This window comes from Comamonas sp. Z3 (genome assembly GCF_008121565.1).
In the GTDB taxonomy this organism is placed as follows: Bacteria; Pseudomonadota; Gammaproteobacteria; order Burkholderiales; family Burkholderiaceae_C; genus Comamonas; species Comamonas brasiliensis.
In genome coordinates, this window is record NZ_VOQU01000001.1 from 269,796 (window position 1) to 292,818 (window position 23,023).

The 23,023-nt window shown below is 62.6% G+C and carries 19 protein-coding genes; 5 read left to right on the top strand and 14 right to left on the bottom strand.

Annotated features, from left to right (window positions below):
• Positions 1 to 85 precede the first annotated feature (85 nt).
• Positions 86 to 2,272: a bifunctional diguanylate cyclase/phosphodiesterase gene (locus FSY59_RS01295; RefSeq protein ID WP_255439091.1), complete on the bottom strand. Its 2,187-nt coding sequence runs from the start codon at positions 2,270 to 2,272 to the stop codon at positions 86 to 88.
• A gap of 242 nt (positions 2,273 to 2,514) precedes the next feature.
• On the opposite strand from FSY59_RS01295, the gene fumC reads away from it, so the two are divergent.
• Entirely contained in the window at positions 2,515 to 3,906 is a 1,392-nt protein-coding gene (gene fumC, locus FSY59_RS01300) for a class II fumarate hydratase (protein ID WP_043371648.1), read from the top strand.
• Between the two features lie 125 nt (positions 3,907 to 4,031).
• Here fumC and FSY59_RS01305 read toward each other — a convergent pair whose 3' ends face one another.
• The 3 genes from FSY59_RS01305 to FSY59_RS01320 form a co-directional block, all read right to left on the bottom strand.
• Positions 4,032 to 5,228 carry a multidrug effflux MFS transporter gene (locus FSY59_RS01305; RefSeq protein ID WP_003057239.1) on the bottom strand — a complete coding sequence of 399 codons (1,197 nt, stop codon included), beginning with the start codon at positions 5,226 to 5,228 and terminating at the stop codon, positions 4,032 to 4,034.
• Between the two features lie 52 nt (positions 5,229 to 5,280).
• Positions 5,281 to 5,763: a MarR family winged helix-turn-helix transcriptional regulator gene (locus FSY59_RS01310; protein ID WP_019043976.1), complete on the bottom strand. Its 483-nt coding sequence runs from the start codon at positions 5,761 to 5,763 to the stop codon at positions 5,281 to 5,283.
• Positions 5,764 to 6,569: 806 nt separating this feature from the next.
• Positions 6,570 to 7,256 (bottom strand): DUF3334 family protein, encoded by a 687-nt coding sequence (locus FSY59_RS01320; protein WP_003057233.1) that lies wholly within the window; start codon positions 7,254 to 7,256, stop codon positions 6,570 to 6,572.
• Between the two features lie 124 nt (positions 7,257 to 7,380).
• Between FSY59_RS01320 and FSY59_RS01325 the strand changes: the two genes are divergently transcribed.
• Positions 7,381 to 7,893, top strand: coding sequence for a hypothetical protein (locus tag FSY59_RS01325; protein ID WP_148728331.1), 513 nt, complete (start codon positions 7,381 to 7,383; stop codon positions 7,891 to 7,893).
• Positions 7,894 to 7,969: 76 nt separating this feature from the next.
• On the opposite strand, the gene proX (FSY59_RS01330) is transcribed toward FSY59_RS01325, so the two are convergent.
• The 6 genes from proX (FSY59_RS01330) to FSY59_RS01355 form a co-directional block, all read right to left on the bottom strand.
• Positions 7,970 to 9,016 (bottom strand): glycine betaine/L-proline ABC transporter substrate-binding protein ProX, encoded by a 1,047-nt coding sequence (proX, locus tag FSY59_RS01330; protein ID WP_003057227.1) that lies wholly within the window; start codon positions 9,014 to 9,016, stop codon positions 7,970 to 7,972.
• 107 nt (positions 9,017 to 9,123) lie between these two features.
• Complete coding sequence (gene proX / locus FSY59_RS01335; RefSeq protein ID WP_148728332.1) at positions 9,124 to 10,194, bottom strand: glycine betaine/L-proline ABC transporter substrate-binding protein ProX; 1,071 nt, start codon at positions 10,192 to 10,194, stop codon at positions 9,124 to 9,126.
• Positions 10,195 to 10,367: 173 nt separating this feature from the next.
• Positions 10,368 to 11,423 (bottom strand): glycine betaine/L-proline ABC transporter substrate-binding protein ProX, encoded by a 1,056-nt coding sequence (proX, locus tag FSY59_RS01340; RefSeq protein WP_148728333.1) that lies wholly within the window; start codon positions 11,421 to 11,423, stop codon positions 10,368 to 10,370.
• 20 nt (positions 11,424 to 11,443) lie between these two features.
• Entirely contained in the window at positions 11,444 to 12,688 is a 1,245-nt protein-coding gene (gene proW / locus FSY59_RS01345; protein ID WP_148728334.1) for a glycine betaine/L-proline ABC transporter permease ProW, read from the bottom strand.
• 18 nt (positions 12,689 to 12,706) lie between these two features.
• On the bottom strand, positions 12,707 to 13,999 hold the full coding sequence (gene proV / locus FSY59_RS01350) for a glycine betaine/L-proline ABC transporter ATP-binding protein ProV (protein WP_003057214.1): 1,293 nt from the start codon (positions 13,997 to 13,999) through the stop codon (positions 12,707 to 12,709).
• Positions 14,000 to 14,716: 717 nt separating this feature from the next.
• Positions 14,717 to 15,355: a YqhA family protein gene (locus FSY59_RS01355; RefSeq protein ID WP_187427871.1), complete on the bottom strand. Its 639-nt coding sequence runs from the start codon at positions 15,353 to 15,355 to the stop codon at positions 14,717 to 14,719.
• A 359-nt stretch (positions 15,356 to 15,714) separates the two neighbouring features.
• Here FSY59_RS01355 and acs point away from each other — a divergent pair, with 359 nt between their 5' ends.
• Both acs and FSY59_RS01365 read left to right on the top strand, forming a co-directional pair.
• The gene (acs, locus tag FSY59_RS01360) at positions 15,715 to 17,709 is read left to right on the top strand and encodes an acetate--CoA ligase (RefSeq protein WP_003057210.1); all 1,995 of its coding nucleotides are present in this window, start codon (positions 15,715 to 15,717) and stop codon (positions 17,707 to 17,709) included.
• 141 nt (positions 17,710 to 17,850) lie between these two features.
• Positions 17,851 to 18,306 (top strand): hypothetical protein, encoded by a 456-nt coding sequence (locus FSY59_RS01365; RefSeq protein ID WP_003057208.1) that lies wholly within the window; start codon positions 17,851 to 17,853, stop codon positions 18,304 to 18,306.
• Positions 18,307 to 18,414: 108 nt separating this feature from the next.
• Here the strand turns inward: FSY59_RS01365 and argG are convergent, their stop codons facing one another.
• From argG to FSY59_RS01385, 4 genes are all read right to left on the bottom strand, one after another.
• On the bottom strand, positions 18,415 to 19,752 hold the full coding sequence (gene argG, locus FSY59_RS01370) for an argininosuccinate synthase (RefSeq protein WP_003057205.1): 1,338 nt from the start codon (positions 19,750 to 19,752) through the stop codon (positions 18,415 to 18,417).
• Between the two features lie 106 nt (positions 19,753 to 19,858).
• A complete protein-coding gene (locus tag FSY59_RS01375) occupies positions 19,859 to 20,176 on the bottom strand; it encodes a pyrimidine/purine nucleoside phosphorylase (RefSeq protein WP_003057202.1) in 318 nt (105 codons plus the stop codon).
• 148 nt (positions 20,177 to 20,324) lie between these two features.
• Positions 20,325 to 21,080 (bottom strand): glycine zipper 2TM domain-containing protein, encoded by a 756-nt coding sequence (locus FSY59_RS01380; RefSeq protein WP_003057198.1) that lies wholly within the window; start codon positions 21,078 to 21,080, stop codon positions 20,325 to 20,327.
• Between the two features lie 125 nt (positions 21,081 to 21,205).
• Positions 21,206 to 21,568 (bottom strand): ArsC family reductase, encoded by a 363-nt coding sequence (locus FSY59_RS01385; protein WP_003057195.1) that lies wholly within the window; start codon positions 21,566 to 21,568, stop codon positions 21,206 to 21,208.
• Positions 21,569 to 21,668: 100 nt separating this feature from the next.
• Between FSY59_RS01385 and folC the strand changes: the two genes are divergently transcribed.
• The gene (gene folC, locus FSY59_RS01390; protein WP_003057193.1) at positions 21,669 to 22,994 is read left to right on the top strand and encodes a bifunctional tetrahydrofolate synthase/dihydrofolate synthase; all 1,326 of its coding nucleotides are present in this window, start codon (positions 21,669 to 21,671) and stop codon (positions 22,992 to 22,994) included.
• Positions 22,995 to 23,023 lie beyond the last annotated feature (29 nt).

A 23,023-nucleotide genomic window follows, 5' to 3' on the forward strand; every position in this document is an offset into this window, starting at 1 on the left:
AACCCATCGATTATCGGCCCAGACGACAAATCTTGCAGCCATAACCCACCAGTCTTATATATGACTTGCGGGCGTTTTGCGGAGCTCAGCCGGTCAGCGATCCGAGGATGGACGCCGAGAAGTCGGCCTGGCCTGCGCGCTGATCGCCTCTTGCCCAGGCCAGCAGGCTGTCCGCCGGCATGGGACGCGCATAGAAGTAGCCCTGCAGCTCATCGCATTGCATGTCGATCAGAATGTCCCGTTGCCCTGCGGTCTCCACACCTTCGGCCACCACGCGCAGGCCCAGGGCATGGGCCAGGCGCACGACGGCATGGACCACCGCGCGGGCATCTTCCTCGGTTTCCAGGTCGCGGATGAAGCTGCGGTCGATCTTCAGCTGCTGGGCAGGCAGCTGACGCAGATAGTTGAGGCTGGAGTAGCCGGTGCCGAAGTCGTCGATCGAGAGAAAGATGCCGATATCGCGCAACTCCTCGATTGCACGCTGTGTGGCCTGGGTGTCCTCCATGGCCACGGACTCGGTGATCTCGCACAGTAGCTGGCTGGCCTGCACATCGTGGCGCAGCAGCGTCTGGGTGATGCGATCTGCCAGGCCGCTTTCGCGCAGCTGGTGCACGGAAAGATTGATCGCCACCCGCATCTGCAGTCCCATGTTGCGCCACAGGGCGAGCTGGCGGCAGGCTTCTTCAATGACCCAGTTGCCCAGGCTGTTGATGATGCCGAAGCGCTCGGCCAGGGGGATGAAGATGTCCGGGGCGATCATGCCGCGTTCGGGGTGCGCCCAGCGCAGCAGCGCCTCGACCCCGATGATGCTGCCGCGCTCGCCGTCGATCTTGGGCTGGTAGTGCAGCTCCATCTGGCCGCGCTGGATGGCGTTGCGCAGGTCGTTTTGCAGCTCCAGCTGCTCTGAGGCGTCGCTGCCCATATGCGGCTCGAACACGGCAAAGCCGTTGCCGCCATTGCGTTTGGCGGCGTACATGGCCGCATCGGCGTTGGCGATCAGGTGATCGCGGTCGCCATGGTCGGGAAAGGCCACGATGCCGATGGAGCAGGTGATCTGCAGCTCCTTGTTGCCAAGCTGGAAGGGCTGGCTCAGGGCCTTGAGAATGCGGTTGGCCACCGCCATGCAGGCGGCCACATCCTGGGTGTCTTCCAGCAGCACCAGGAATTCATCCCCGCCGACCCGGGCCACGGTATCGCTGCTGCGAGCTTCCGCCATCAGCCGCTCGGCCGCGCTGACGAGGATCTGGTCGCCCGCGGCATGGCCGAAGGAGTCGTTGATGGGCTTGAAGCCGTCCAGATCCACGAACAGAATGCCCAGCCTCTCCTTGGTGCGAGAGCGGTTGGCGCGCTCCAGGCGCAGCAGGGCGTGGATGAGACGATCCTCGAACAGCAGCCGGTTGGGCAGATTGGTCAGCGGATCGGCAAAGGCGCGCTGGCGCAGCTCGGTATTGGCCAGCTGCAGCTTGGCATTGGTTTCCTGCAGTGACTGGTTGAGCTTGAAGGCCGTGCTCTGCAGGCGCGCATCGAGCAGGGTGCTGAACAGCGCTGCGATCAGCAGCATCACCGTGGTGATGATGATGATGGTGGTGAGCTCGGGGCCGCTCAGCGCCTCCGCACTCAGGCAGACCGAGCCGCTGGCAAAGCTGGCGGCCGACATGCCGGTGTAGTGCATGCCGCAGATGGCAAAGCCCATGACCAGTGCCGCCAAAGACTGGAACAGCCACATTCGCTTGCCGGAGAGCGAGAACAGTGCGCGAAACAGATTCAGCGCCGTGGCCGAGGCCATTACCGCGATCAGAGCGGAGGCCGCCACCAGAGACCAGTCCCAGGCAATCGGGATGGACATCTCGATGGCCAGCATGCCCAGGTAGTGCATGGCGCAGATGCCGCCGCCCATGAGCAGCGAGGCCGCGAGAAAATGGGGCCAGCGGTATTCGGCCCTGGTCGCCACGCCGAAGGCCAATGCGGAGGCCGCGACCGCCGCAACCCAGGAGGCCAGCGTCAGGGCACCGCTGTAGCCGAGCGTGATGGGCAGCTCGAAGGCCTGCATGCCGATGAAGTGCATGGCCCAGACCCCCGTGCCCATGACCATGGCGCCGATGGCCCACCAGATGCGTCCTATCCTGCCCGAGGCCATGCGCATGCGACGGGCCAGGCCCAGCGTCACAAAGGAGGCAGACACCGCGATGACGATGGAGACACACACCATCATCGCGCTGTAGCTTGATGTCATGAAGGTGTTGGCGACAGGGGCGGAGAGATCAGTGAACATTGATGTGGCGGTCCAGCAAGGCCGGTCGGATTCTTTGTCCGATATTGATTTAATGTAACTATGTATTTCTGGCCTTGCCGGCGCAGGGGTGTTGCCTCGATTGTGCTTGCCGCCCCTCGGGCTGAGCTAGCATGGACCGGTTGTGGAAGTCGCCCGCCTGGCGGTGGGTCGACTTCCGTTTCCGGCCAACGGCAGCCAAATTTTCAGCCAGCTGCGCCGAGTTGTATGCAAGGAGCGATTCCATGACAGTCACCCGCCAGGAAAAAGACACTTTTGGCCTGATCGATGTACCCGCCGACAAACTCTGGGGTGCTCAGACGCAGCGCTCGCTGCAGAATTTTGACATCAGCGGCGAGCAGCAACCGCGTGAAATCATTGCTGCGCTGGCGCAGGTCAAGAAAGCCTCTGCCAGCGTCAACCAGGCGCTGGGTCTGCTGGACGAGAAAAAGTCCAGGGCCATCAATGCGGCCGCCGACGAGGTGCTCGCGGGCAGGCATCCCGACGAGTTCCCTCTGGTGGTCTGGCAGACCGGTTCCGGCACCCAGACCAATATGAACGTCAACGAAGTACTGGCCAACCGGGCCAGCGAGCTGATGGGCGGCGAACGTGGTGAAGCCCGTCTGGTGCACCCGAACGACGATGTGAACAAGAGCCAGTCCAGCAACGATGTCTATCCCACGGCCATGCATGTGGCGGCGGTGACGGCCATCGAGCACAAGCTGCTGCCCGCCATCGCCAAGCTGCGTGTCACGCTGCTAGCCAAGAGCGAAGCCTTTGCCGACATCGTCAAGATCGGCCGCACGCACTTGCAGGATGCCACGCCGCTGACGCTGGGCCAGGAAATATCCGGCTGGGTGGCCCAGCTGGCCCATGGCGAAGCCCATGTGCGTGCCGCGCTGCCGCATCTGCATGAGCTGGCCCTGGGGGGGACGGCTGTGGGCACGGGGCTGAACGCTCCCAAGGGCTATGCCGAAGGCGTGGCGGCCGAGCTGGCCAGACTCACGGGCTCTGCCTTCGTTACCTCGCCCAACAAGTTCGAGTCCCTCGCGAGCTGCGACGGTCTGGTCTATGCACATGGTGCTCTCAAGACGCTGGCCGCCAGCCTGATGAAAATCGCCAACGATGTGCGCTGGCTGGCATCCGGGCCGCGCAGCGGCCTGGGCGAGATTTCGATTCCCGAGAACGAGCCGGGTTCGTCCATCATGCCGGGCAAGGTCAATCCCACGCAGTCCGAAGCCGTGACCATGCTGTGTGCCCAGGTGTTCGGTAACGATGTGGCCATCAATTTCGGCGGAGCCTCGGGCAATTTCGAACTCAATGTGTTCCGCCCCATGGTGGCGCACAACTTCCTGCAAAGCGTGCGCCTGCTGGCCGACGGCATGGTCAGCTTCAACGATCACTGCGCCGTGGGCATAGAGCCCAATCGCGCGCGCATCGAGGAGCTGGTGGGCCGTTCGCTGATGCTGGTGACAGCGCTCAACACGCATATCGGCTACGACAAGGCGGCCTATATTGCCAAGAAGGCGCACAAGGAAGGCAGCAGCCTGCGTGAGGCGGCCATTGCCAGCGGCCATGTGACGGCCGAGCAGTTCGACCAGTGGGTCGTGCCCGAGCAGATGGTCGGAAATCTGTAATCCGCTTCAGTCTTGAAAAGAGCCCGCAATGCGGGCTCTTTTTCTGTGTGCACCGGGCTTGCCGCCCAGGCGGGAGCATCGATGGACAGGCTGCACGGCCTTGGCCGGGGAGCCAGCGGCTGGGCTCAATGTGCAGCGGCCCGATTCAGGCGCAGCGCATACCTGAAGCCCAACTGCCCCACAGCGCAGGCAATCAGCAGCACGGCAAAGGCCGATAGCGCAGGGCTGCTGCCCAGGCTGGCTCCCAGCGTGCACAGACCGCCCACGGCCATCTGGGAAAAGCCGTAGACCCCGGCGGCCGAGCCTGTCAGATCGCTATGCACGCCCAGAGCCTTGGTCAGCGCAGCGGGGCTGGTCAGGCCCGAGCCCAAGGTGAACAGCAGCATCAGGCCAACGACCACAGGCACGTTGATCTGCTGCAGCAGGGTCAGGGCTACCAGCGCTGCGGCGCAGCCCAGGCTCAGCAAATTGCCGCCCAGTATCAGCCGCTCCAGCGGCCAGCGCCGGATGAGCTGGCGCGCCAGGGCATTGCCCGCAGCCATGCCGGCCATCAACACCCCCAGGTAGATGCCGAGTTGGGCCTTGCTGGTGTGTAGCTGTTCGATGAAGATGAAAGGCGCTGCCGCAATAAAGGCATACATGGATGTGGTGGCGCTGCCCCCGCCTATGGCAAAGCCCAGGAACTGGGGCGAGCCCAGCAAGGTGCGATAGTCATTGCGCACGGTGCGCCAGTTCAGCTGGCCGCTGGGGCGACCGGTTTCGGGCAGCAGGCGCCAGACCCCGAGGGTCGTCAGCGCCCCCATCAGCGCCAGCACCGCAAAAATCACGCGCCAGCCGAAGAGGGCGTCCAGCCCCGAACCTATGGAAGGGGCGATGCCCGGGCCGATCATCATCATGAGATTGAGCAGGGCCAGGCTGCCTACGGCGGTCTCGGGTGTTGCGGTGTCGCGCGCAATGGCACGGCCCAGTGCCAGGCCGGCACAGCCGCCCAGCGCCTGCATCAGGCGTGCGCCGATCAGCATATTCGCGCTGGGCGCCAGAAAGGCTGCAAGACTGGCGACGGTGTAAAGACACAGGCCGGTCAGCAGCATGGGGCGGCGGCCCAGAGCATCGGACAGGGGGCCGTAGATCAGCTGGCCCAGCGCCAGCCCGAGGATGTAGACCGTGATGGTCTGCTGCATCTGCGCGCTGCTGGCGCCAAAGTGGCGCGCAGCATCAGGCAGAGCCGGGATGAACATATGCATGGCCATGGTGCCGGCAATGGTGACCATGGCCAGCAGCCAGAGCGGCGCTTTGCGTGAGGAGGAGGCAGGACTTTGCATACAGTTGAGATCAGGAGCTGACGGGGAGAGGACGGTGGCGTGCGGCGCGCCTTCAGCTGCCCGGTCGCGAAGCCGCGTCGGCGCTCATCTCCAGGGCCGCCATCTTCTCCAGCATGATTTCCAGTGCATCCAGGGTGGCATCCAGCAGATCGGGGGCCAGCTCCTGCATGACTTCGCTGCGGACATCCGCCACGATGGTCTTCACGGTCTCGACCTGTGCCAGGCCGGCGGCCGTGAGCTGTATGCGCTTGACGCGCCGGTCGGCATCGTCGAGGCGCTCCACCCAGCCCTGGGCCTCCAGACCGTCGATCAGGCGCACGACAGAAGAGCTGTCCAGCGCCAGCGCCTGGGCCAGGTCCTTTTGTCGCATGGCTCCCGCGCTGTGCTCCAGATGGACCAGAGGCAGCCACAGCGCCTGGGTCAGGCCCAGCGGAGCCAGGACCTTGTCCAGCGTGCGGCGCCATTGCTTGTTGACCTGTGCCATGACGAAGATGAGCTGACGCTGGCGGCTGGACAGGGAGGCGGTGCTGGACATTGCGGATGTATTCAAATAGTTGGTATTCAAATTATTGCGCAAACAGTATTTATCCTGTGAACAGGGTCTTGTTACTTCACACTGCCGCCTGTGGTCGGCGAAGAGGCGTACTTGCCTGTTGTGCAGGGCATTGCCCTATAGGTTGCGGCCCGGCCTGGGAAGGGGGCTGGGTCCGGCAGGCGCCTAAAGCCGGCGGCGGAGACTGCGCAGGCCCGCCGCTTCGGCCCGGTCTTGCAGGCATTCGATCGCGGCAAGTGGCGCTGGTGTGCCTGGCGGCCCCGATCGTACCGGCTTTGAGAGTGCAGCCAAGGCCGGCGAGGGCTGATCTAGCCAGGCTGTGGTCAGGCGGCGACGGCCTGCGCGTTGGCCGATGCGGGGCGGCTGCAGGCTTGCAGCAAGCAGATGGTAAGCCTAGGGGTGCGGCCCGACTCCGGGGCCCGAGCGGGCGGCGGCCGCGGCGGCTTCCATCTGTTTGAGGCGCTGCTGCATGCTTTCATGCGTGCTGCCGCTGCGTGAAGGCCGCGCGAACATATGGCACCCTTCTTCGCCGGGGGAGCGGAATCGAGCTTGAGCTTGAGCTCCTGGCCGGATTGCATGCTCTGGCCATGCAGGATGGCTTCATTGCCTTTGCAGGGCTAGCCTGTGCCGTCGGCATCGACGCAGCGGGCTTTTTGAGCGAGCGTTGCCTGCGCAGTCAGCACCAGACTGCAGAACATGAATGGCAGGGGACCAGAGTGCGCATGGTGTTTCTTCTGGTGGAGGCAGCATGCAGGGGTCATGGCGCCTCGCGGGTCTACCAGGCTGTCTCAGAGTCCCAGGGACTTGAGCAGATCGTCGGTGTCGCTGGAGGCTGCAGCAGCCGGCGCCTGAACCGATTGGGCTTCACGGGCCTGAGCCATGACCAGATCGGGGTCCGGCTTCTCCTGGGCTTCGAAGTCCTTGATCTTGATGAACTCCATGTGATCCACCGCCATCTCCAGATAGAAGATGTTGTTGTTGCCCGTGTAGAAGGTCACGCGGCGGGCTTCGGGGGCATCGAGGTTGGCATCCACGCTCAGATTGACCTGCTTGTTCAGGCGGATCATCTTGGGCTGGCTTTGCGCGATATGGGTTTGCAGCTCGCGCTGCACCTTGCTGGTGAAGTCGCCCACGACCTGGTTCATCAGCTCGCCCATGACGTTGCTCACGTCATCCGAGGTATAGGAATTGGCCAGATCACTCTCGGCCATGCCCATGGACAGCAGATAGCTGCGGTAGAGCTCCATGGCCGCATCGGCCGAGAAATTGATGATGATGAGCGCCGAAAAGCCGCCATCGATCAGCACAAAGCAGCCGATGTCGGGTTTGAGGCTGGTCTTGGTGATGCGTTGCACCATGCCCGAATACTGGATCGGGCACTGGGTGGCCACCTGCAGCACGCGTGAGACGGAGTTGCACAGGGCAATCAGCACATCTTCGGTGCCGTGGACGATGGGGGCGTTGGGTTGGCTCATGGCTGCATTGGTTCAAGAGATGGCTGATTATGTATGCAACACTTTGTTGCATCGAGATATCTGCAGCAATTGCAGGCTGCTGCTGTCTGTTAACGTGCCTGCTTTTGCAAAATCAGAGGTATTCATGCAGAGCAAGCTGTGGCGCCTGGCGGCCAGTGTCATTGTGGTGACGGGTTTAACCGCCTGTTCAAGCTTGTCCGGCATGACGGACAAGGTCTCCCAGACCTGGGACAAGACCTGGACCGGTCTGACAGGCAAGAAGCAGGCCCAGACCCAGGCAGTGGTCAAGCAGGCCGGACCGGTATCCGAGGGCCTCAAGCCCAGCCAGGAAAGTGGGCGCTGGCAGGGACTGTACAGCCTGGATGGTGAGACGGCGCGCTTTCAGGAGTGCGAAACCGGCCAGGTCATCAGCATCCTGCCCGAGGGCGACAGCGTGCTGCTGGAGCAGGCCTATCTGAACACGCGCAGCAGCGCCAACATCGCCATGCTGGCCGAGGTGCAGGGCCAGGTGGTGGAGCGAGCCGTGGCCGATCCGGTGCTGGCCCGGCAGGGGCGCAAGATGCTGGCGCTGCGGGTGGAGCGCTTTGTCGCCCTTTCCAGCCAGGCGGCCTGCCGCAATGCCAAGGCCAACTGGTAGGCAGGGGCGCGCTGTTAAAAGCACTTTTGATAGCTTCCAGCGCTTTCCCTTCAAGCGCTGGAGCTGTTCTTGATACTTATTTGGCAGCGGCGCGCGCCTGCTCCAGCCAACCGTCAAAAGTCTGCTGATGGGCCTTGATCCAACCATCCACATGGCGGCCGACATCGGCCTCGCTGCTCTCGCCCTGGCGCATGCGCATGTTCTGGGCGTTGATGTCCTCGATAGGCAGCTGCATCACTGCAAACAGCTTGGCTGCCGCCGGATTTTTCTCGGCCCAGGCCTTGTTGGCCAGGATGTATTGCTGATTGAGCTTGAAGCCGTAGTTCTTGCCATTGGGTAGCTGGGTCTGGTCTTCACCCTGGGCACCAGGGACATTGGGTACCTCCAGCCAGCTGACCTCCTTGCCAGGGCGCAGCACGGTGTTCACCCAGAACGGGGTCCAGACGTAATACAGAATGGGCTTGCCGTTTTTGTAGCGGGTGATGGTGTCTGCAATCAAGGCCTGGTAGTTGCCTTGCCTGTGGGTGATGCTGGACTCCAGATCCAGTCCCTTGAGATGTTTGTTGATGGCCAGCTCGCAGCCCCAGCCCGGGTTGCAGCCCGTCAGATCGGCCTTGCCGTCGCCATCTGTGTCGAACAGCGCTGCCAGCTTCGGGTCCTTGAGCTGCGTGATGCTGGTGATGTGGTACTTCTCGGCCGTGGCCTTGTCGATCAGATAGCCTTGCACCGCATTGCGCGAATAGGTGCCGGCGCGATAGAAGGCCTTGTCTGCGCCATTGCTTTCATAGAAGGCACGGTGCAACGGCATCCAGTGAGTGGCGGTAAAGGTGGCGTCGCCCTGTGCCACAGCCACATGCTGGGTGCCGTTTTCCAGACTCTTGACGGGCTGTACCCGGTAGCCCAGCTTCTGCAAAGCGCGCGAAACCAGCAGGGTCTGGAACATTTCCTCATCCACCGTGCCCTTGAGCGGCTGCACCGAGACGCCTTTGCCGGGCAGGTCGCCAGCGTTCGTCTGCGCTTGTGCGGCAGCGGCGCCAAAGCTCAGCAAGGCGATGGCAGCCAGACAGCGGTATTGGTACTGCAGGTTTGGAAAAGGCGAATGTGCGGGCTTGTTGCTGTGCATGAATACTCCTTGGATGCTGGGTGCCTACCCCGAAATCGGCATGAAAAAAGCGAGAGGGTTGATGAAGGAAACGGCGCCCGGATCAAGTCCGGTGCGCCGTTGGCGAATCAGGATTTCAGGGCTGCGGCCTTGGCCTGGGCAATCCAGGTGTCAAAAGTCTTCTGGTGGGCCTTGATCCACGCATCCACATGGCGCTGGATATCGGTGGGCTTGCTTTCCCCATCGCGCAGCAGCTGGTTCTGGCGGCTGATATCGTTGATGGGAATCTGCATGATCTCGAACAGCTTGCCGGCGGCCGGGTTCTGTTCGACCCAGAGCTTGTTGGCCACGATGTACTCGTTGTTGAGCGGAAAGCCGTAGTTGCGGCCATTGGGCAGCTTGGTGTCGGTGCCGGCCTGCACGCCGGGCATGGAAGAGCGCGACACCTGCAGCCACACCACTTCCTGGCCCGGGCGCAGCACATTGCTGAGCCAGTAGGGCGTCCATGCGTAGTACAGCACGGGCTTGCCGGCCTTGAAGCGCGCCAGCGTGTCGGCAATCAGGGCCGGATAGTTGCCCTGGGTGTAGCTGACGGTGTTTTCAAGACCGAAGGCCTTGATCTGATGGGCCACCACGGCCTCGCCGCCCCAGCCGGCGTTGGGACCGATCAGATTGGCCTTGCCGTCGCCGTCGATATCGAACAGGGCCGCCAGTCCGGGATCTCTGAGCTGGTCGAGATGGGTGATTTGGTGTTTGTCAGCCGTCTTCTTGTCGATCATGTAGCCCTGCGCGGCACCGGCTGCATACACGCCCTTGCGCGAGAGCTTGGCGTCGCCCCCTGCCTGCTGGTAGAACTCGGCATGGTGCGGGTTCCAGTGGTTGGCCATGAAGCTGGCGTCGCCATTGGCCACTGCCACATGGATCAACGGGTAGTCCAGCTCTTCCCAGGGCTTGACGGTGTAGCCCAGCTGCTGCAGCGCCTTCATCACCAGCAGCGTCTGGAAGTTCTCCTCAGCCAGAGCGCTCTTGACGGGCAGCACCGTGATGCCTTGGCCAGGAAGCGCATTGCCAGGCGCATTCTGGCCGGTCGCCCAGCTAGATGACTGACCCAGACCCAGCGCTGCAGCGCCGGCAGTACCCAGCAGCAGCTGGCGCCTGGTGTGTTGGCTTGGGGTCGGGGTCTGCACAGACTTGCTCATCGTTCTTGTCTCTCCTTGGTATGGGGGGCTTGCGGCCCGATTGAAAATGACACCCCACGCTCCCTACTGCGTGTGGTTCGCTGCGCCTCCAGGAGGGGCGTTTGATCTGGGGGCGGCCCGGCGATAAAAAAACGGCGGCCGCGCAAGCGGTCGCCGTGATTCAGGGATTGGGATCAGGACTTCTTGGCAGCGGCCAGTGCCTGGCTGATCCAGCCGTCGAAAGTCTTCTGATGGGCCTTGATCCAGCCGTCGGTGTGACGCTCGATGTCGGAGGCCTTGTTCTGGCCCTGGCTCATCATGTAGTTCTGGGCGTTGATGTCGCCCACGGGCAGTTTGATGATTTCAAACAGCTTGGCGGCGGCCGGGTTCTGTTCGGCCCAGGCCTTGTTGGCCACGATTTGCTGGTTGTTGGCAATAAAGCCGTAGTTCTTGCCGTTGGCCAGCTTGGTGTCGGTGCCGGACTGCTCGCCGGGCAGCGCGGAGAACGGCACCTCCAGCCACACCACGTCCTTGCCGGGCTTGAGCACATTGCTCACCCAGTAGGGCGTCCAGGTGTAGTAGAGGATGGGCTTGCCGGCCTTGTAGCGTGTGATGGTGTCGGCCATCAGCGCCGAATAGGTGCCCTGCTTGTGGGTGACCGTGTCACGCAGCTTGTAGGCGCCGAGCTGGTGCTCGATCATGGCCTCGCAGCCCCAACCGGGCGTGCAACCTGTCAGGTCGGCCTTGCCGTCTCCATCGGTGTCGAACAGCTTGGCAATTTCGGGGTTCTTGAGCTGGCCCAGATTCGTGATCTTGTGCGCATCGGCCGTCTTCTTGTCGATCAGATAGCCCTGAGCGGCATTGGCCGAGAACACACCCTTGCGGTAGAGCTTGGCGTCGCCGCCTGCATTCTTGTAGTAGTCGGCGTGCAGCGGGTTCCAGTGATTGGCCATGAAGGTGGCGTCGCCGTTGGCCAGTGCAATATGGGCCGTGGGGTATTCCACTTCCTTCATCGGCTGGACCTCGTAGCCCAGCTTTTCCAGGGCCTTCATGACGAGCTGGGTCTGGAAGGTTTCTTCTGCAATCGAGCTCTTGAGCGGCTGGACCTTGATGCCCTTGCCTGGAAGCTCGTCGGCAGCGAAGGCGCCGGTGCTGACCATGGACAAGGCCATGGAGGCTGCGGCTGTGCTGGCAAGCAGCCAGTGACCCAGGCCGTTGCGGATGCTGGCAGTGTTGTTGGCTGTATTCATGTGTTCTCCTTGTTCTTGATTCAGATCGTCGCGGGCTTGGCGGCCTCGCTGTCGCGCTTGGGGGCCGGTGCAGAGCGCTTGTTGTCGAGCAGGCGCACCACCAGGCCGGCCGGGCCGGTGGCCCACCAGCGGGCACTGCCGCGCTTGGACTCGCCCATGGCCTGGGTGATGCGGTCCAGCACGATGGCCAGCAGCACGATGCCCAGGCCGCCGACGGTGGCCAGACCCATGTCCAGACGGCCGATACCGCGCAGCACCATCTGGCCCAGACCTCCCACGGCGATCATGGAAGCGATCACCACCATGGACAGGGACAGCATCAGCGCCTGGTTGATACCGGCCATGATGGAGGGCATGGCCAGCGGCAGTTGCACCTTCCACAGCAGCTGGGCGGGCGATGCACCGTAGGCGCGGCTGGCCTCGATCAGGTCAGGGCGTACCTGGCGAATGCCCAGATTGGTCAGGCGGATCAGCGGCGGCAGCGCAAACACGATGGTCACGATCACGCCGGGCACGTTGCCGATACCGAACAGCATCACCACCGGCACCAGATAGACGAAGGCCGGTGTGGTCTGCATGGCGTCCAGGAAGGGGCGTGTCCAGCGCTGGGCGAGGTCGCTGCTGGCCAGCAAGATGCCCACGGGCAGGCCGATGGCAATGCAGAAGAACAGCGAGGTCAGCACCAGTGCCAGGGTGACCATGGCTTCGGACCAGATGCCCAGCAGGGCCACACACAGCAGGGCCACGGCCGAGCCTATGGCCAGCTTGCGACCCGCAAACTGCCAGGCCAGCAGGGCAATCAGCAGCACCAGCGCGGGCATGGGAATGGTCTGCAACACATCGGTCACGCCGTTGAGCGTGGCGTCGATAGGCGTCCGAACGGCCTGGAAGAAGGGGCGGAAATGGTCGACGACCCAGGTAAGACCGTTGTTGATCGAGTCCTGCACGGGCAGGCCCTCGGTGGTGATCTGGTGCCAGAGCTGGCCGATGCCGCCGTCATGTTCGGGCACATCGGTGGGCGAGGGGGCGCTGAGCCAGTCGGTACTGCTGACCTGGCTGGCGGCATCGCCGCCGCTCCAGGCATCGCTGCCCGAGCCTGTATTCGCATCGGCATAGGAGGCGGCCCAGGGGTCGGCATCTGCGGCCGAGGCCGTGGCATCGGCGCTGGTGGGCTCGCTGGCGGGTGCAGAGGCTGCTGCCCACGGGTCTTCAAAGGCCGCGTTGTTGCTTTCTGTGTTGGGGGTATTCAGTGCGTTGTCGTTCAAATCGGCTCCCTCCTTTTATTACGCTGCGTGTCGGGCAGCTTGTGTGTTGGACGTGGGCTGGAAGTGCTGGTCCAGCTTGATGGGTGGAATTTCCTTCTGGGGCGGCGGAACCGGCGGGGTAGCCCTATCCAGGAACTTGAGCATGGTGGTGCGGCTGATCACGCCCAGGTACTTGCCGTCTTCGTCGACCACGGGCAGCGGATAGGCCGGAGCGGCCACGGCGCCGAACAGCTCGGCCACCGGGGTGTTGCTGGCGATAGGCTGCACGTCGGGGATGAAGGCGTGCTTGAGCCCCAGCAAGCCGTCGTGGCCGTGCAGCGCATCGCGCAGCGATTGCGACGAGACCATGCCCAGAAAGCGCTTGCGGGCATTGAGCACATAGGCGTAGTCGCGGTCGGAGTCTTCCAGCAGGCGCAGCGCGGCGCGGCAGCCACGGTCGCTGTGCTCGGAGATCACGGTCAGCGCCTGACGGGCGATGTCGGAGGCCTTGAACACGGCTGCCGCATCCACGCCCTGGATGAAGGTGCGCACATAGTCATTGGCCGGGTTGCGCAGAATCTCGTCGGGCGTGCCGACCTGCTGCACCATGCCGTCCTTCATGATGGCGATGCGGTCGCCAATGCGCATGGCTTCGTCCAGATCGTGGGAGATGAAGACGATGGTGCGGCGCTTGATTTCCTGCAGGCGCAACAGTTCGGACTGCATTTCGGTGCGGATGATGGGATCCAGCGCCGAGAAGGCCTCGTCCATCAGCAGGATGGAGGGGTCGGAGGCCAGCGCACGGGCCAGACCCACGCGCTGCTGCATGCCGCCGGAGAGCTCGTCAGGGTAGCTGGCGCCCCAGGCGTCCAGCCCCACCTGTTCCAGGGCATCCTGCGCCTGCTGCTGGCGTGTGGCGCGGTCCACGCCGGCCAGCTCCAGGCCAAAGGCCGTGTTGTCCAGCACCGTGAGGTGGGGCATGAGCGCAAAGGACTGGAACACCATGGAGATGTCCTTGCGGCGCAGTGCGCGCAGTTCCTTGTCGTTGAGCGCATTGATGTCCTGGCCGTCGACCAGGATACGGCCGCTGGTGGGCTCGATCAGGCGGTTGAGCATGCGCACCAGGGTGGACTTGCCCGAGCCCGAAAGGCCCATGACCACGAAGATTTCACCGGCTTCGATGGTGAAGTCGGCGTCGAACACGCCGATGGATTGCCCGGTCTGGGCAAGGATCTCCTGCTTGCTCAGGCCCTGTTTCACCAGGCTGAGAGCGGTTTTCGGGTCGTTGCCGAAGACCTTGAAGACATGATCGATAGCGATTTGCTTGGCCACTGTGGCGTTCTCCTTTTTGATGGGATGGAACACAGTCCAGCGCCCACGACCGGTAATGCCGGTGGGCGCTGGCGCACAAGCCAAAATAAAAGCCCTGATGCCGCAGCCCAGCCCGGTCTGGTGGACAGGACTGCGCAATGCAGATGGCGCAGCGATGGCGCCGAGTTTTCAGCCCGGATGGCACAGCCAGGTGTGCGCAAGAGCTGGCAAATTGGAAGAAGCAGCTGGCTGGCAGAGCTGGTACCGACTGGCACGCATCTGCACGGCTTCTTGTCAGGCCAACCCCGGCACATCGGCCGGGGAGAGCCCCTACATCAGGGCCGTGTTTCGGCCCGGTTGACGGGGCTGCGCCAAAGAGCGGCAAGCGCTCTTGAATTGACACAACGATCCGCCGGGAAGTGAGTCAACCGCATCTCAACAATGCGTTGACGACCTGCACGGCAGGTTGTAAATGACTTTTTAATATATCGAATTGAGTTTTATGCGTCAAATCCAGCTGTAAGCTTTGCCCTCAGCATCCGCGGGAAATGGCGCCGCTGAAACATTCGCATACGTAAAAATAGCTGGCGCAAGTCATTGATAGATAAGGACTTGCGCTGGATTGACGGATTATTTTTGACGGTTGTCAGCTTTGGGCGAGCTTTGCGCTCGCTGAAGACATGAAAAAAGCCCCTTCATGGACAACCATGCGGGGCTTTTTTGGGGAGCAGTGCGGCTTCAGTGGTGAGCGCTTTGGGTGAGCTTGTCCGTCAGCGCAATGGCCAGGGCGCTGAGCAGGAAGACCACGTGGATGATGGTCTGCCACATCAGCACCTGGACTTCATAGCTGCCGGCATTGATGAAGCTCTTGAGCAGGTGGATGGAGCTGATGCCGATGATGGACAGCGCCAGTTTGACCTTGAGCACCGAGGCATTCACATGGCTCAGCCACTCGGGCTGGTCGGGATGGGACTCCAGGCCCATGCGGCTGACAAAGGTTTCGTAGCCGCCCACGATGACCATGATCAGCAGGTTGGAGATCATGACCACATCGATCAGGGCCAGTACCACCAGCATGATGATGGTTTCGTTCAGATGGGTGATCTGGACATCGCTTTTGTAGCCGATATTGGTGATCAGGGCATGCAGGGCTTCCTGGTTGCCGAAGACCGCCTCCACCAGATGCCAGAGTTCCACCAGAAAGTGCCAGACATAGACACCCTGCGCGGCAATCAGGCCCAGGTACAGCGGCAGCTGCAGCCAGCGGCTGGCAAAGATCAGCGAGGGCAGGGGACGCAATACGCCGGAAGGCTGGTAGCCGCCAGGCGGCGTGTGGTGGTTGGAGTTGCCTGCTTCGTCGGAAGGGATGCGGCTCATGATGTGTATGCGGGGCTGGCTGTATGCGATGGGTGGGCAACGGGATGCCGCCACCTTGTAAGACTGGTTTTGCTGGGGCCGCGTCCCGGACTGCCTGCGCTTTCGAGAGCTGGCCGCAACATGGGCCCCGGCCTCTGCAGCAGCAGGTGCGCGATTTTAAGGGTTTGTTCCGGGGTGTTTTGAGAAAAGTGCAAGCAAATCAACACCAAGCAGTTGCTTTCTGCTGCAAAAATGGGAGCGAATGACGGGCTTGACGGCGCGCAGAAGCCGCTTCTCAATTTCAGTCAGTGGGGTGTAAGACCGAGCCTTGACAGTACACCCACAATTATTTCATTGCTTATGCATCAGGAGACAAAACGATGAGCGCTGCGACATCAACCATCGAATCCGTGCTGGTGGAAAACCGTGTGTTCCCGCCCCCTGCGGATTTCGCCGCCAAGGCCCGCATCTCGGGCATGGCGCAGTACCAAGCCTTGTGCGACGAAGCCGAACGCGACTATGAAGGCTATTGGGCGCGGCTGGCCCGCGAGAACGTGCAGTGGACCAAGCCCTTCACCCAGGTGCTGGACCAGAGCAACCCGCCGTTCTACAAATGGTTTGCCGACGGCGAGCTCAACGCCAGCGCCAACTGTCTGGACAAGCACATGGGCACGCCCGTGGAAAACAAGACGGCCATCATCTTTGAAGCCGACGGCGGCGAAGTCACCAAGGTCACTTACAAAGAGTTGCTCGCCCGCGTGAGCCAGTTCGCCAATGCGCTCAAGGCACGCGGCGTGCAAAAGGGCGATCGTGTGCTGATCTACATGCCCATGACCATCGAGGGCGTGGTGGCCATGCAGGCCTGCGCACGTATCGGCGCCACGCATTCCGTGGTGTTCGGCGGTTTCTCGGCCAAGGCTGTGCAGGAGCGCATTGTGGACGTGGGTGCCAGTCTGGTCGTCACTTCCAACTACCAGATGCGTGGCGGCAAGGAGCTGCCGCTCAAGGCCATCGTCGACGACGCGCTTGCGCTGGGCGGCTGCGAAGCCGTCAAGAGCGTGCTGGTCTATGAGCGCACGGCCAGCGTCTGCAATATGGTCGCGGGCCGCGACATCAGCTTCACCGAGGCATTGGCCGGCCAGTCCACCGAGTGCGAGGCTGTGCCCGTCAATGCCGAGCATCCGCTCTTCATCCTCTACACCAGCGGCTCCACCGGCAAGCCCAAGGGCGTGCAGCATGCCACCGGCGGCTATGTGCTGTGGGCCAAGCAGACTTTCGAGTGGACCTTTGATGTCAGGGACAGCGATGTCTTCTGGTGCACGGCCGACATCGGCTGGATCACCGGCCACAGCTATGTGGCCTATGGCCCGCTGGCGGCCGGTGCCACGCAGATCGTGTTCGAAGGCGTGCCGACCTTCCCCAATGCGGGCCGCTTCTGGCAGATGATCGAGCGTCACCAGTGCAGCATCTTCTACACGGCCCCCACGGCCATCCGCTCGCTGATCAAGGCGGCTGACTCCGACCCCAGCGTCCACCCGAAGAACTGGAATCTGTCCAGCCTGCGTCTGCTGGGCTCGGTGGGCGAGCCCATCAACCCCGAAGCGTGGATGTGGTATCACAAGCATGTGGGCGGCGAGCGCTGCCCCATCGTGGACACCTTCTGGCAGACCGAGAACGGCGGCCACATGATCACGCCGCTGCCCGGTGCTACGCCTCTGGTGCCCGGCTCCTGCACCTTGCCTCTGCCCGGCATCACGGCGGCCATCGTCGACGAGGCAGGCAACGAGATCCCCAACGGAGCAGGCGGCATCCTGGTGGTGAAAAAGCCCTGGCCCTCGATGATTCGTACTATCTGGGGCGACCCCGAGCGCTTCAAGAAGAGCTACTTCCCCGACGAGCTCAAGGGCTACTACCTGGCTGGCGACGGCGCCGTGCGCAGCGAAGACCGTGGCTACTTCCGCATCACGGGCCGTATCGACGATGTGCTCAATGTCTCGGGGCACCGCATGGGCACCATGGAAATCGAGTCGGCCCTGGTGGCCAAGACCGATCTGGTGGCCGAGGCCGCGGTGGTCGGCCGTCCCGACGACCTGACCGGGGAAGCCATCTGCGCCTTTGTGGTGCTCAAGCGCGGCAAGCCCACGGGCGAAGAGGCCAGGCAGATCGCGACCGAGCTGCGCAACTGGGTGGCCAAGGAGATCGGCCCGATTGCCAAGCCCAAGGACATCCGCTTCGGCGACAACCTGCCCAAGACCCGCAGCGGCAAGATCATGCGCCGCCTGCTGCGCTCGCTGGCCAAGGGCGAGGCGATTACCCAGGACACCAGCACCTTGGAGAATCCGGCAATCCTCGAGCAATTGTCGGAGACCAATTGAGCCGGAGAATGCGGCTGATCTGAACGCATCATGACGACAGGGCCGCTGGCAACAGCGGCTTTGTCATTTCTGGCGCTTGCTGACGCAAGCCGATGCGATCTTGGGTTACAACAAGGCATCTCGGAGTACCAGGAGAAGAGCATGAACTTTCGCACCATCTGCATTGCCATCATCGTGGCCCTGATTGCCGTGTTGGCCGCTTTCAACTGGACGGCGCTGTCCACGCCTGCAACGGTTTCGCTCGGTCTGACCGAAATCCAGGCACCGCTGGGCGTGCTCATGCTGGCGCTGACGATTTTGCTGAGCGTGTTCTTCATCGCCTATGTGCTTTGGATGCAGGGCTCGGTGCTGCTGGAGGCGCGCCGCCACGCCAAGGAGATGCAGGCCCAGCGCGATCTGGCCGACAAGGCCGAGGCTTCGCGTTTCACCGAGCTGCGCAGCGTGCTCGAAGCCTTGCATGCCAGGGACAAGGAAGAGGTGATGGCCCGGCTCGACGTGCTGGAGGCGCATCTGGTGCAGCGCGCCCAGGAGTCGGACAACAGCACGGCAGCCTATGTGGGGCAGCTGGAGCAGCAGGTGCACCAGATCAATCGCTGACAATGCAGTATTGATAGCTGCAATCGCTTTATCTGCAAGCGATTGAGGCGCATTCGGCATGAAAAAAGCCGCTGCAGTGCAGCGGCTTTTTCGTGGACGCGGGTCGAATTACTTCTTGTCGTTACCCAGCTGTGGCAGAGCGTTGGCGCTGCTCACGCTCAGCAGGCCGGCTTGCGAGTAGATGGCCAGCTTGGCGCGGGTGTCGATCAGGTCCAGGTTGCGCATGGTCAGCTGGCCGATGCGGTCGATGGGGCTGAAAGGCGCATCTTCGACCTTTTCCATGGACAGACGCTCGGGAGCGTAAGTCAGGTTGGGCGATTCGGTGTTCAGAATGGAGTAGTCGTTGCCGCGGCGCAGTTCCAGCGTCACGGTGCCGGTCACGGCGCGGGCCACCCAGCGCTGCGAGGATTCGCGCAGCATGATGGCCTGGGGGTCGAACCAGCGGCCCTGGTACAGCAGACGGCCCAGGCGCAGGCCGTTGATGCGGTACTGCTCGATGGTGTCTTCGTTGTGGATGCCCGTCACCAGGCGCTCATAGGCAATGTGCAGCAGGGCCATGCCGGGGGCTTCGTAGATGCCGCGGCTCTTGGCTTCGATGATGCGGTTTTCGATCTGATCGCTCATGCCCAGGCCGTGGCGGCCGCCGATGCGGTTCAGCTCCAGGAACACTTCCACGGCATCGGTGTATTCCTTGCCGTTGATGGCCACGGGGCGGCCTTCTTCGAAGGTGATCGAGACTTCTTCTGCCTTGACTTCGACTTCGGGCTTCCAGAAAGCCACGCCCATGATGGGGTTCACGATGCGGATGCCGGAGTTCAGGAACTCCAGATCCTTGGCTTCGTGGGTGGCGCCCAGCATATTGGAATCGGTGGAATAGGCCTTCTCGGCCGACATCTTGTAGCCGAAACCTTCCTTGGTCATGAAGGCCGACATTTCGGCACGGCCGCCCAGCTCGTCGATGAAGTTGCTGTCCAGCCAGGGCTTGTAGATCTTCAGCGCGGGGTTGGTGAGCAGGCCGTAGCGGTAGAAGCGCTCGATGTCGTTGCCCTTGAAGGTAGAACCGTCACCCCAGATGTTGACGTCGTCTTCCTTCATGGCGGCCACCAGCATGGTGCCGGTCACGGCACGGCCCAGGGGCGTGGTGTTGAAGTAGGTGATGCCGCCGGTGGAAATGTGGAAGGCGCCGGACTGGATGGCGGCAATGCCTTCGTTGGCCAACTGGGGGCGGCAGTCGATCAGACGGGCCTTTTCTGCGCCATATTCCATCGCCTTGCGGGGAATTTCGTCGTAATCGGCTTCGTCGGGCTGGCCCAGGTTGGCCGTGTAGGCGTAGGGCAGGGCACCCTTGTTCTTCATCCAGCGCAGGGCGGCAGAGGTGTCCAGGCCGCCGGAGAAGGCGATGCCGACCTTCTGGCCGACGGGAACATGTTGCAGAATGGTTTCCATGAGATTTCTCTTCAAAGTGATAGCTGCAAGCGCTTGATGGGTAAGCGATTGGGGCTGAAAAGGCTTGAAATTCTCGGGTCTGGCCCAAAGCCGGGCCAGGCGCGGATCAGGCGTAGTGGCAGATGTAGTGGTAAGCCTCGGTCACGCGGATGTCGAACTTGGAGTTCGCGGGAATCTGGAAGCTCTCGCCGGCCGAGGACTTCTTCCACTCGTCGCTGCCGTCGAGCTTGTATTCGCAGGAGCCGCCCACGCATTCCATGATTTCTGCAGCTGCGGTGCCAAAGGTCAGCGTTGCAGGCAGCACCACGCCCACCGACTTCTTGGTGCCGTCGGCCAGCGTGAAGCTGTGGCTGACGCACTTGCCGTCAAAGTAAACATTGGCCTTGGTGGTGAGGCTGACGCCTGCGATGGTTTCGGTGGTCATGGAAGAAGTACGCTGTGCGTGGTCGAAGATCAAAAGCATTGATTTTAGGCCACGGGATTTGCACCTGCGCGAATGCCCGGCAAAGGCAGGAAAAACAAGAGCCCCGTGAAGGGGCTCCTGGGCGGCCTGCAGGCCGGATCGACTCGGGTCAGCGGCGCCAGCCGTGGCCGCCATGACCACCGTGCCAGCCCGGACGGTAGCCGGGTCGGTAGTAGTGGCCGGGGCGGGTGGCGTAGTAGGCACCCGCACCAATGGCTGCGCCGATCAGCAGAGGTGCCACATAGTCAGAGGCCGAATAGGTCGAGCCTACCGAGTAGGTGGGCGCCACGGGCTGAGGGGCGTAGTAGCCGCTGTCGTAATTCTGCGGGTAGCTGGTGCTGTAGGCGCCCTGGGGAGGCGTCTGGGTGCTGTAGTAGCCGTCGTTGCTGTAGACCGGGTCGTTGGCCACGGGCTGCACATTCAGCGCAATCCATTGGCCGGGAGGGTTGGCGGTCTGCGTGGTGTAGCTGCGACCGTTGTACTCATAGGTCACGTTGTAGCCCACGGTGCGGTTCTGGTAGAAGGTCTGCGTGCTGCACTGGCGCATGTTCTGGTACTGCACCGGGCCGGAGGCTTCGGCCTGGTTGCCCAGCATGGCGCCGCCGACGACACCAGCGGCCGTGGCCGCTGCACGGCCGCCACCACCGCCGATGGCATTGCCTATCAGGCCGCCGGCAATGGCTCCGACCACGGCACCTGCACCGGTGGGGCGAGGAGCGACCGCCACCGGCTGGTCGCTGCAGACTTGCTGCGGCACGGCGACCTGCTGGGTGATGGGGGTCGAGGACAGCACGCGGCCACGTTCCTGGGCATAGGCCCCGGTGGCGGCCACGGCGGTCAAGGTCAAAACTGCCAGAGTTTTCATCAACATCTCTCCTGTCTCTGAAGCTTTAACGCATCAGATCACCAAAAAGTTTAGGGGATCTGCGTAAATTCAAGCTCTCGGCCCCGTAAAACTAGGTAAAGCAATGTGTGAATGTGAGCGGTTGCTCAGGCGCTTCGCTTCGTATTCCAGTCATCGGCCTTGAAGCCGACGGTGATTGTCCCATCGGCCCACTCCACCACGGGGCGCTTGATGGTGCTGGCGTTTTCCTGCATCACGGCGGCGGCACTGGTCGCGTCCACGGCACTGTTCCTGGTCGTGTCATCGAGCTTGCGCCAGGTCGTGCCCTGGCGGTTGAGCAGCTTTTCCCAGCCCACGGCCTGCATCCACTGGGGCAGGCGCTCGGCGGGAACGCCTTGCTTCTTGAAGTCGTGGAACTGGTAAGTAATACCTTGCTCACTGAGCCAGCTGCGTGCTTTCTTGACGGTGTCGCAGTTGGGGATGCCGTAGACGGTGGTGATCTTGCTCATGGTGTTCGGTATCGGTGAAACGGTTGGAGTCAGATGTAACGCATTTGCCAAGTGCCGGCAGCCATAGGGCCTCTGACAGTGGGTGACAATAGCGCCCAGTATGCACACCATATTTCCCACCTTGGATGCCTGGCTGGCTTATTGCGAGCGCCTGCATCCCCAGAACATCGCCCTGGGTCTGGATCGCGTGCGTGAAGTCGCACAGCGCATGGGCCTGCAATTCGACTGCCCCGTCATCACGGTGGCCGGCACCAATGGCAAGGGCTCGACCTGCGCCATGCTGGAAGCCGTGGCACTGCAGTCCGGCTATCGCCCCGGTGTCTATACCTCGCCGCATCTGGTTCACTTTGAAGAGCGCTGCCGTGTGGGCGGCGAGATCGTCAAGACCGAGGAACTGATCCCGCATTTTGAAGCAGTGGAGCAGGCCAGGGTCAAGGATGGCAAAGAGGTTGCACTCACCTACTTCGAGTTCACCACGCTGGCAATATTGCGCCTGATGAGTCTGTCCAGGCTGGATGTGGCGATTCTGGAAGTTGGCCTGGGAGGCAGGCTCGATGCCACCAACATCATCGATGCCGACTGCGCCATCATCACCAGCATCGATCTCGATCACATGGAACTGCTGGGCCCGGACCGCGAAAGCATAGGCCGCGAAAAAGCCGGCATCATGCGCGCCGGTCGTCCCGTCATCGTCAGCGACCCGGTGCCGCCGCAAAGCGTGATCGATCACGCGGCCGAAATCGGTGCCGACCTCTGGCGCTTCGGCAAGGACTTCAACTACGATGGCGACAAGCAGCAATGGGGCTGGGCCGGCCGTGGCCGCCGCTATGCGGGACTGGCCTATCCGGCGCTGCGCGGCGCCAATCAGCTGATGAATGCTTCCGGCGTGCTGGCAGCCTATGAAGCCATTCGCGGCAAGCTGCCGGTGACGGCGCAGGCCGTGCGCACGGGCTTGTCCATGGTGGAGCTGCCCGGCCGCTTCCAGATCGTTCCCGGCCAGCCTACGCTGGTGCTGGATGTGGCGCACAACCCGCACTCGGTGGCGGCGCTCACGGCGAATCTCGATGCCATGGGCTACTTCCCGACCACGCATGCCGTATTCGGTGCCATGGCCGACAAGGACTGGGAGCCCATGCTCACCAAGGTGGGGCCGCTGGTCGATCGCTGGTACTTTACCGACCTGCCCACGCCGCGTGCGGACTCCGCGGAAAACCTCAAGGCCAAGCTGCAGCAGTTGCAGGCCCAGGGCGTGATCCGCAAAGATGTGAGCATGCAGACCTTTGCCAATCCCCAGCAGGCCCTGGATGCCGCTGTGGCGGCCTCGGAGGCGGCTGATAGAATCGTGGTCTTTGGATCGTTCTTTACCGTGGGCGGAGTGTTGCAAAACGGCACGCCTCGTCTGAACGCCAAACACCTGACTCACTGAGTCAGCGGCCTGCCGCTCCGGCTCTTGCC

Coding starts and splice junctions, on each gene's coding strand:
- FSY59_RS01295 (WP_255439091.1), bottom strand. CDS start 2,272: ATGTTCACTGATCTCTCCGCCCCTGTCGCCAACACCTTCATGACATCA.
- fumC (WP_043371648.1), top strand. CDS start 2,515: ATGACAGTCACCCGCCAGGAAAAAGACACTTTTGGCCTGATCGATGTA.
- FSY59_RS01305 (WP_003057239.1), bottom strand. CDS start 5,228: ATGCAAAGTCCTGCCTCCTCCTCACGCAAAGCGCCGCTCTGGCTGCTG.
- FSY59_RS01310 (WP_019043976.1), bottom strand. CDS start 5,763: ATGTCCAGCACCGCCTCCCTGTCCAGCCGCCAGCGTCAGCTCATCTTC.
- FSY59_RS01320 (WP_003057233.1), bottom strand. CDS start 7,256: ATGAGCCAACCCAACGCCCCCATCGTCCACGGCACCGAAGATGTGCTG.
- FSY59_RS01325 (WP_148728331.1), top strand. CDS start 7,381: ATGCAGAGCAAGCTGTGGCGCCTGGCGGCCAGTGTCATTGTGGTGACG.
- proX (WP_003057227.1), bottom strand. CDS start 9,016: ATGCACAGCAACAAGCCCGCACATTCGCCTTTTCCAAACCTGCAGTAC.
- proX (WP_148728332.1), bottom strand. CDS start 10,194: ATGAGCAAGTCTGTGCAGACCCCGACCCCAAGCCAACACACCAGGCGC.
- proX (WP_148728333.1), bottom strand. CDS start 11,423: ATGAATACAGCCAACAACACTGCCAGCATCCGCAACGGCCTGGGTCAC.
- FSY59_RS01355 (WP_187427871.1), bottom strand. CDS start 15,355: ATGAGCCGCATCCCTTCCGACGAAGCAGGCAACTCCAACCACCACACG.
- acs (WP_003057210.1), top strand. CDS start 15,715: ATGAGCGCTGCGACATCAACCATCGAATCCGTGCTGGTGGAAAACCGT.
- FSY59_RS01365 (WP_003057208.1), top strand. CDS start 17,851: ATGAACTTTCGCACCATCTGCATTGCCATCATCGTGGCCCTGATTGCC.
- argG (WP_003057205.1), bottom strand. CDS start 19,752: ATGGAAACCATTCTGCAACATGTTCCCGTCGGCCAGAAGGTCGGCATC.
- FSY59_RS01375 (WP_003057202.1), bottom strand. CDS start 20,176: ATGACCACCGAAACCATCGCAGGCGTCAGCCTCACCACCAAGGCCAAT.
- FSY59_RS01380 (WP_003057198.1), bottom strand. CDS start 21,080: ATGAAAACTCTGGCAGTTTTGACCTTGACCGCCGTGGCCGCCACCGGG.
- FSY59_RS01385 (WP_003057195.1), bottom strand. CDS start 21,568: ATGAGCAAGATCACCACCGTCTACGGCATCCCCAACTGCGACACCGTC.
- folC (WP_003057193.1), top strand. CDS start 21,669: ATGCACACCATATTTCCCACCTTGGATGCCTGGCTGGCTTATTGCGAG.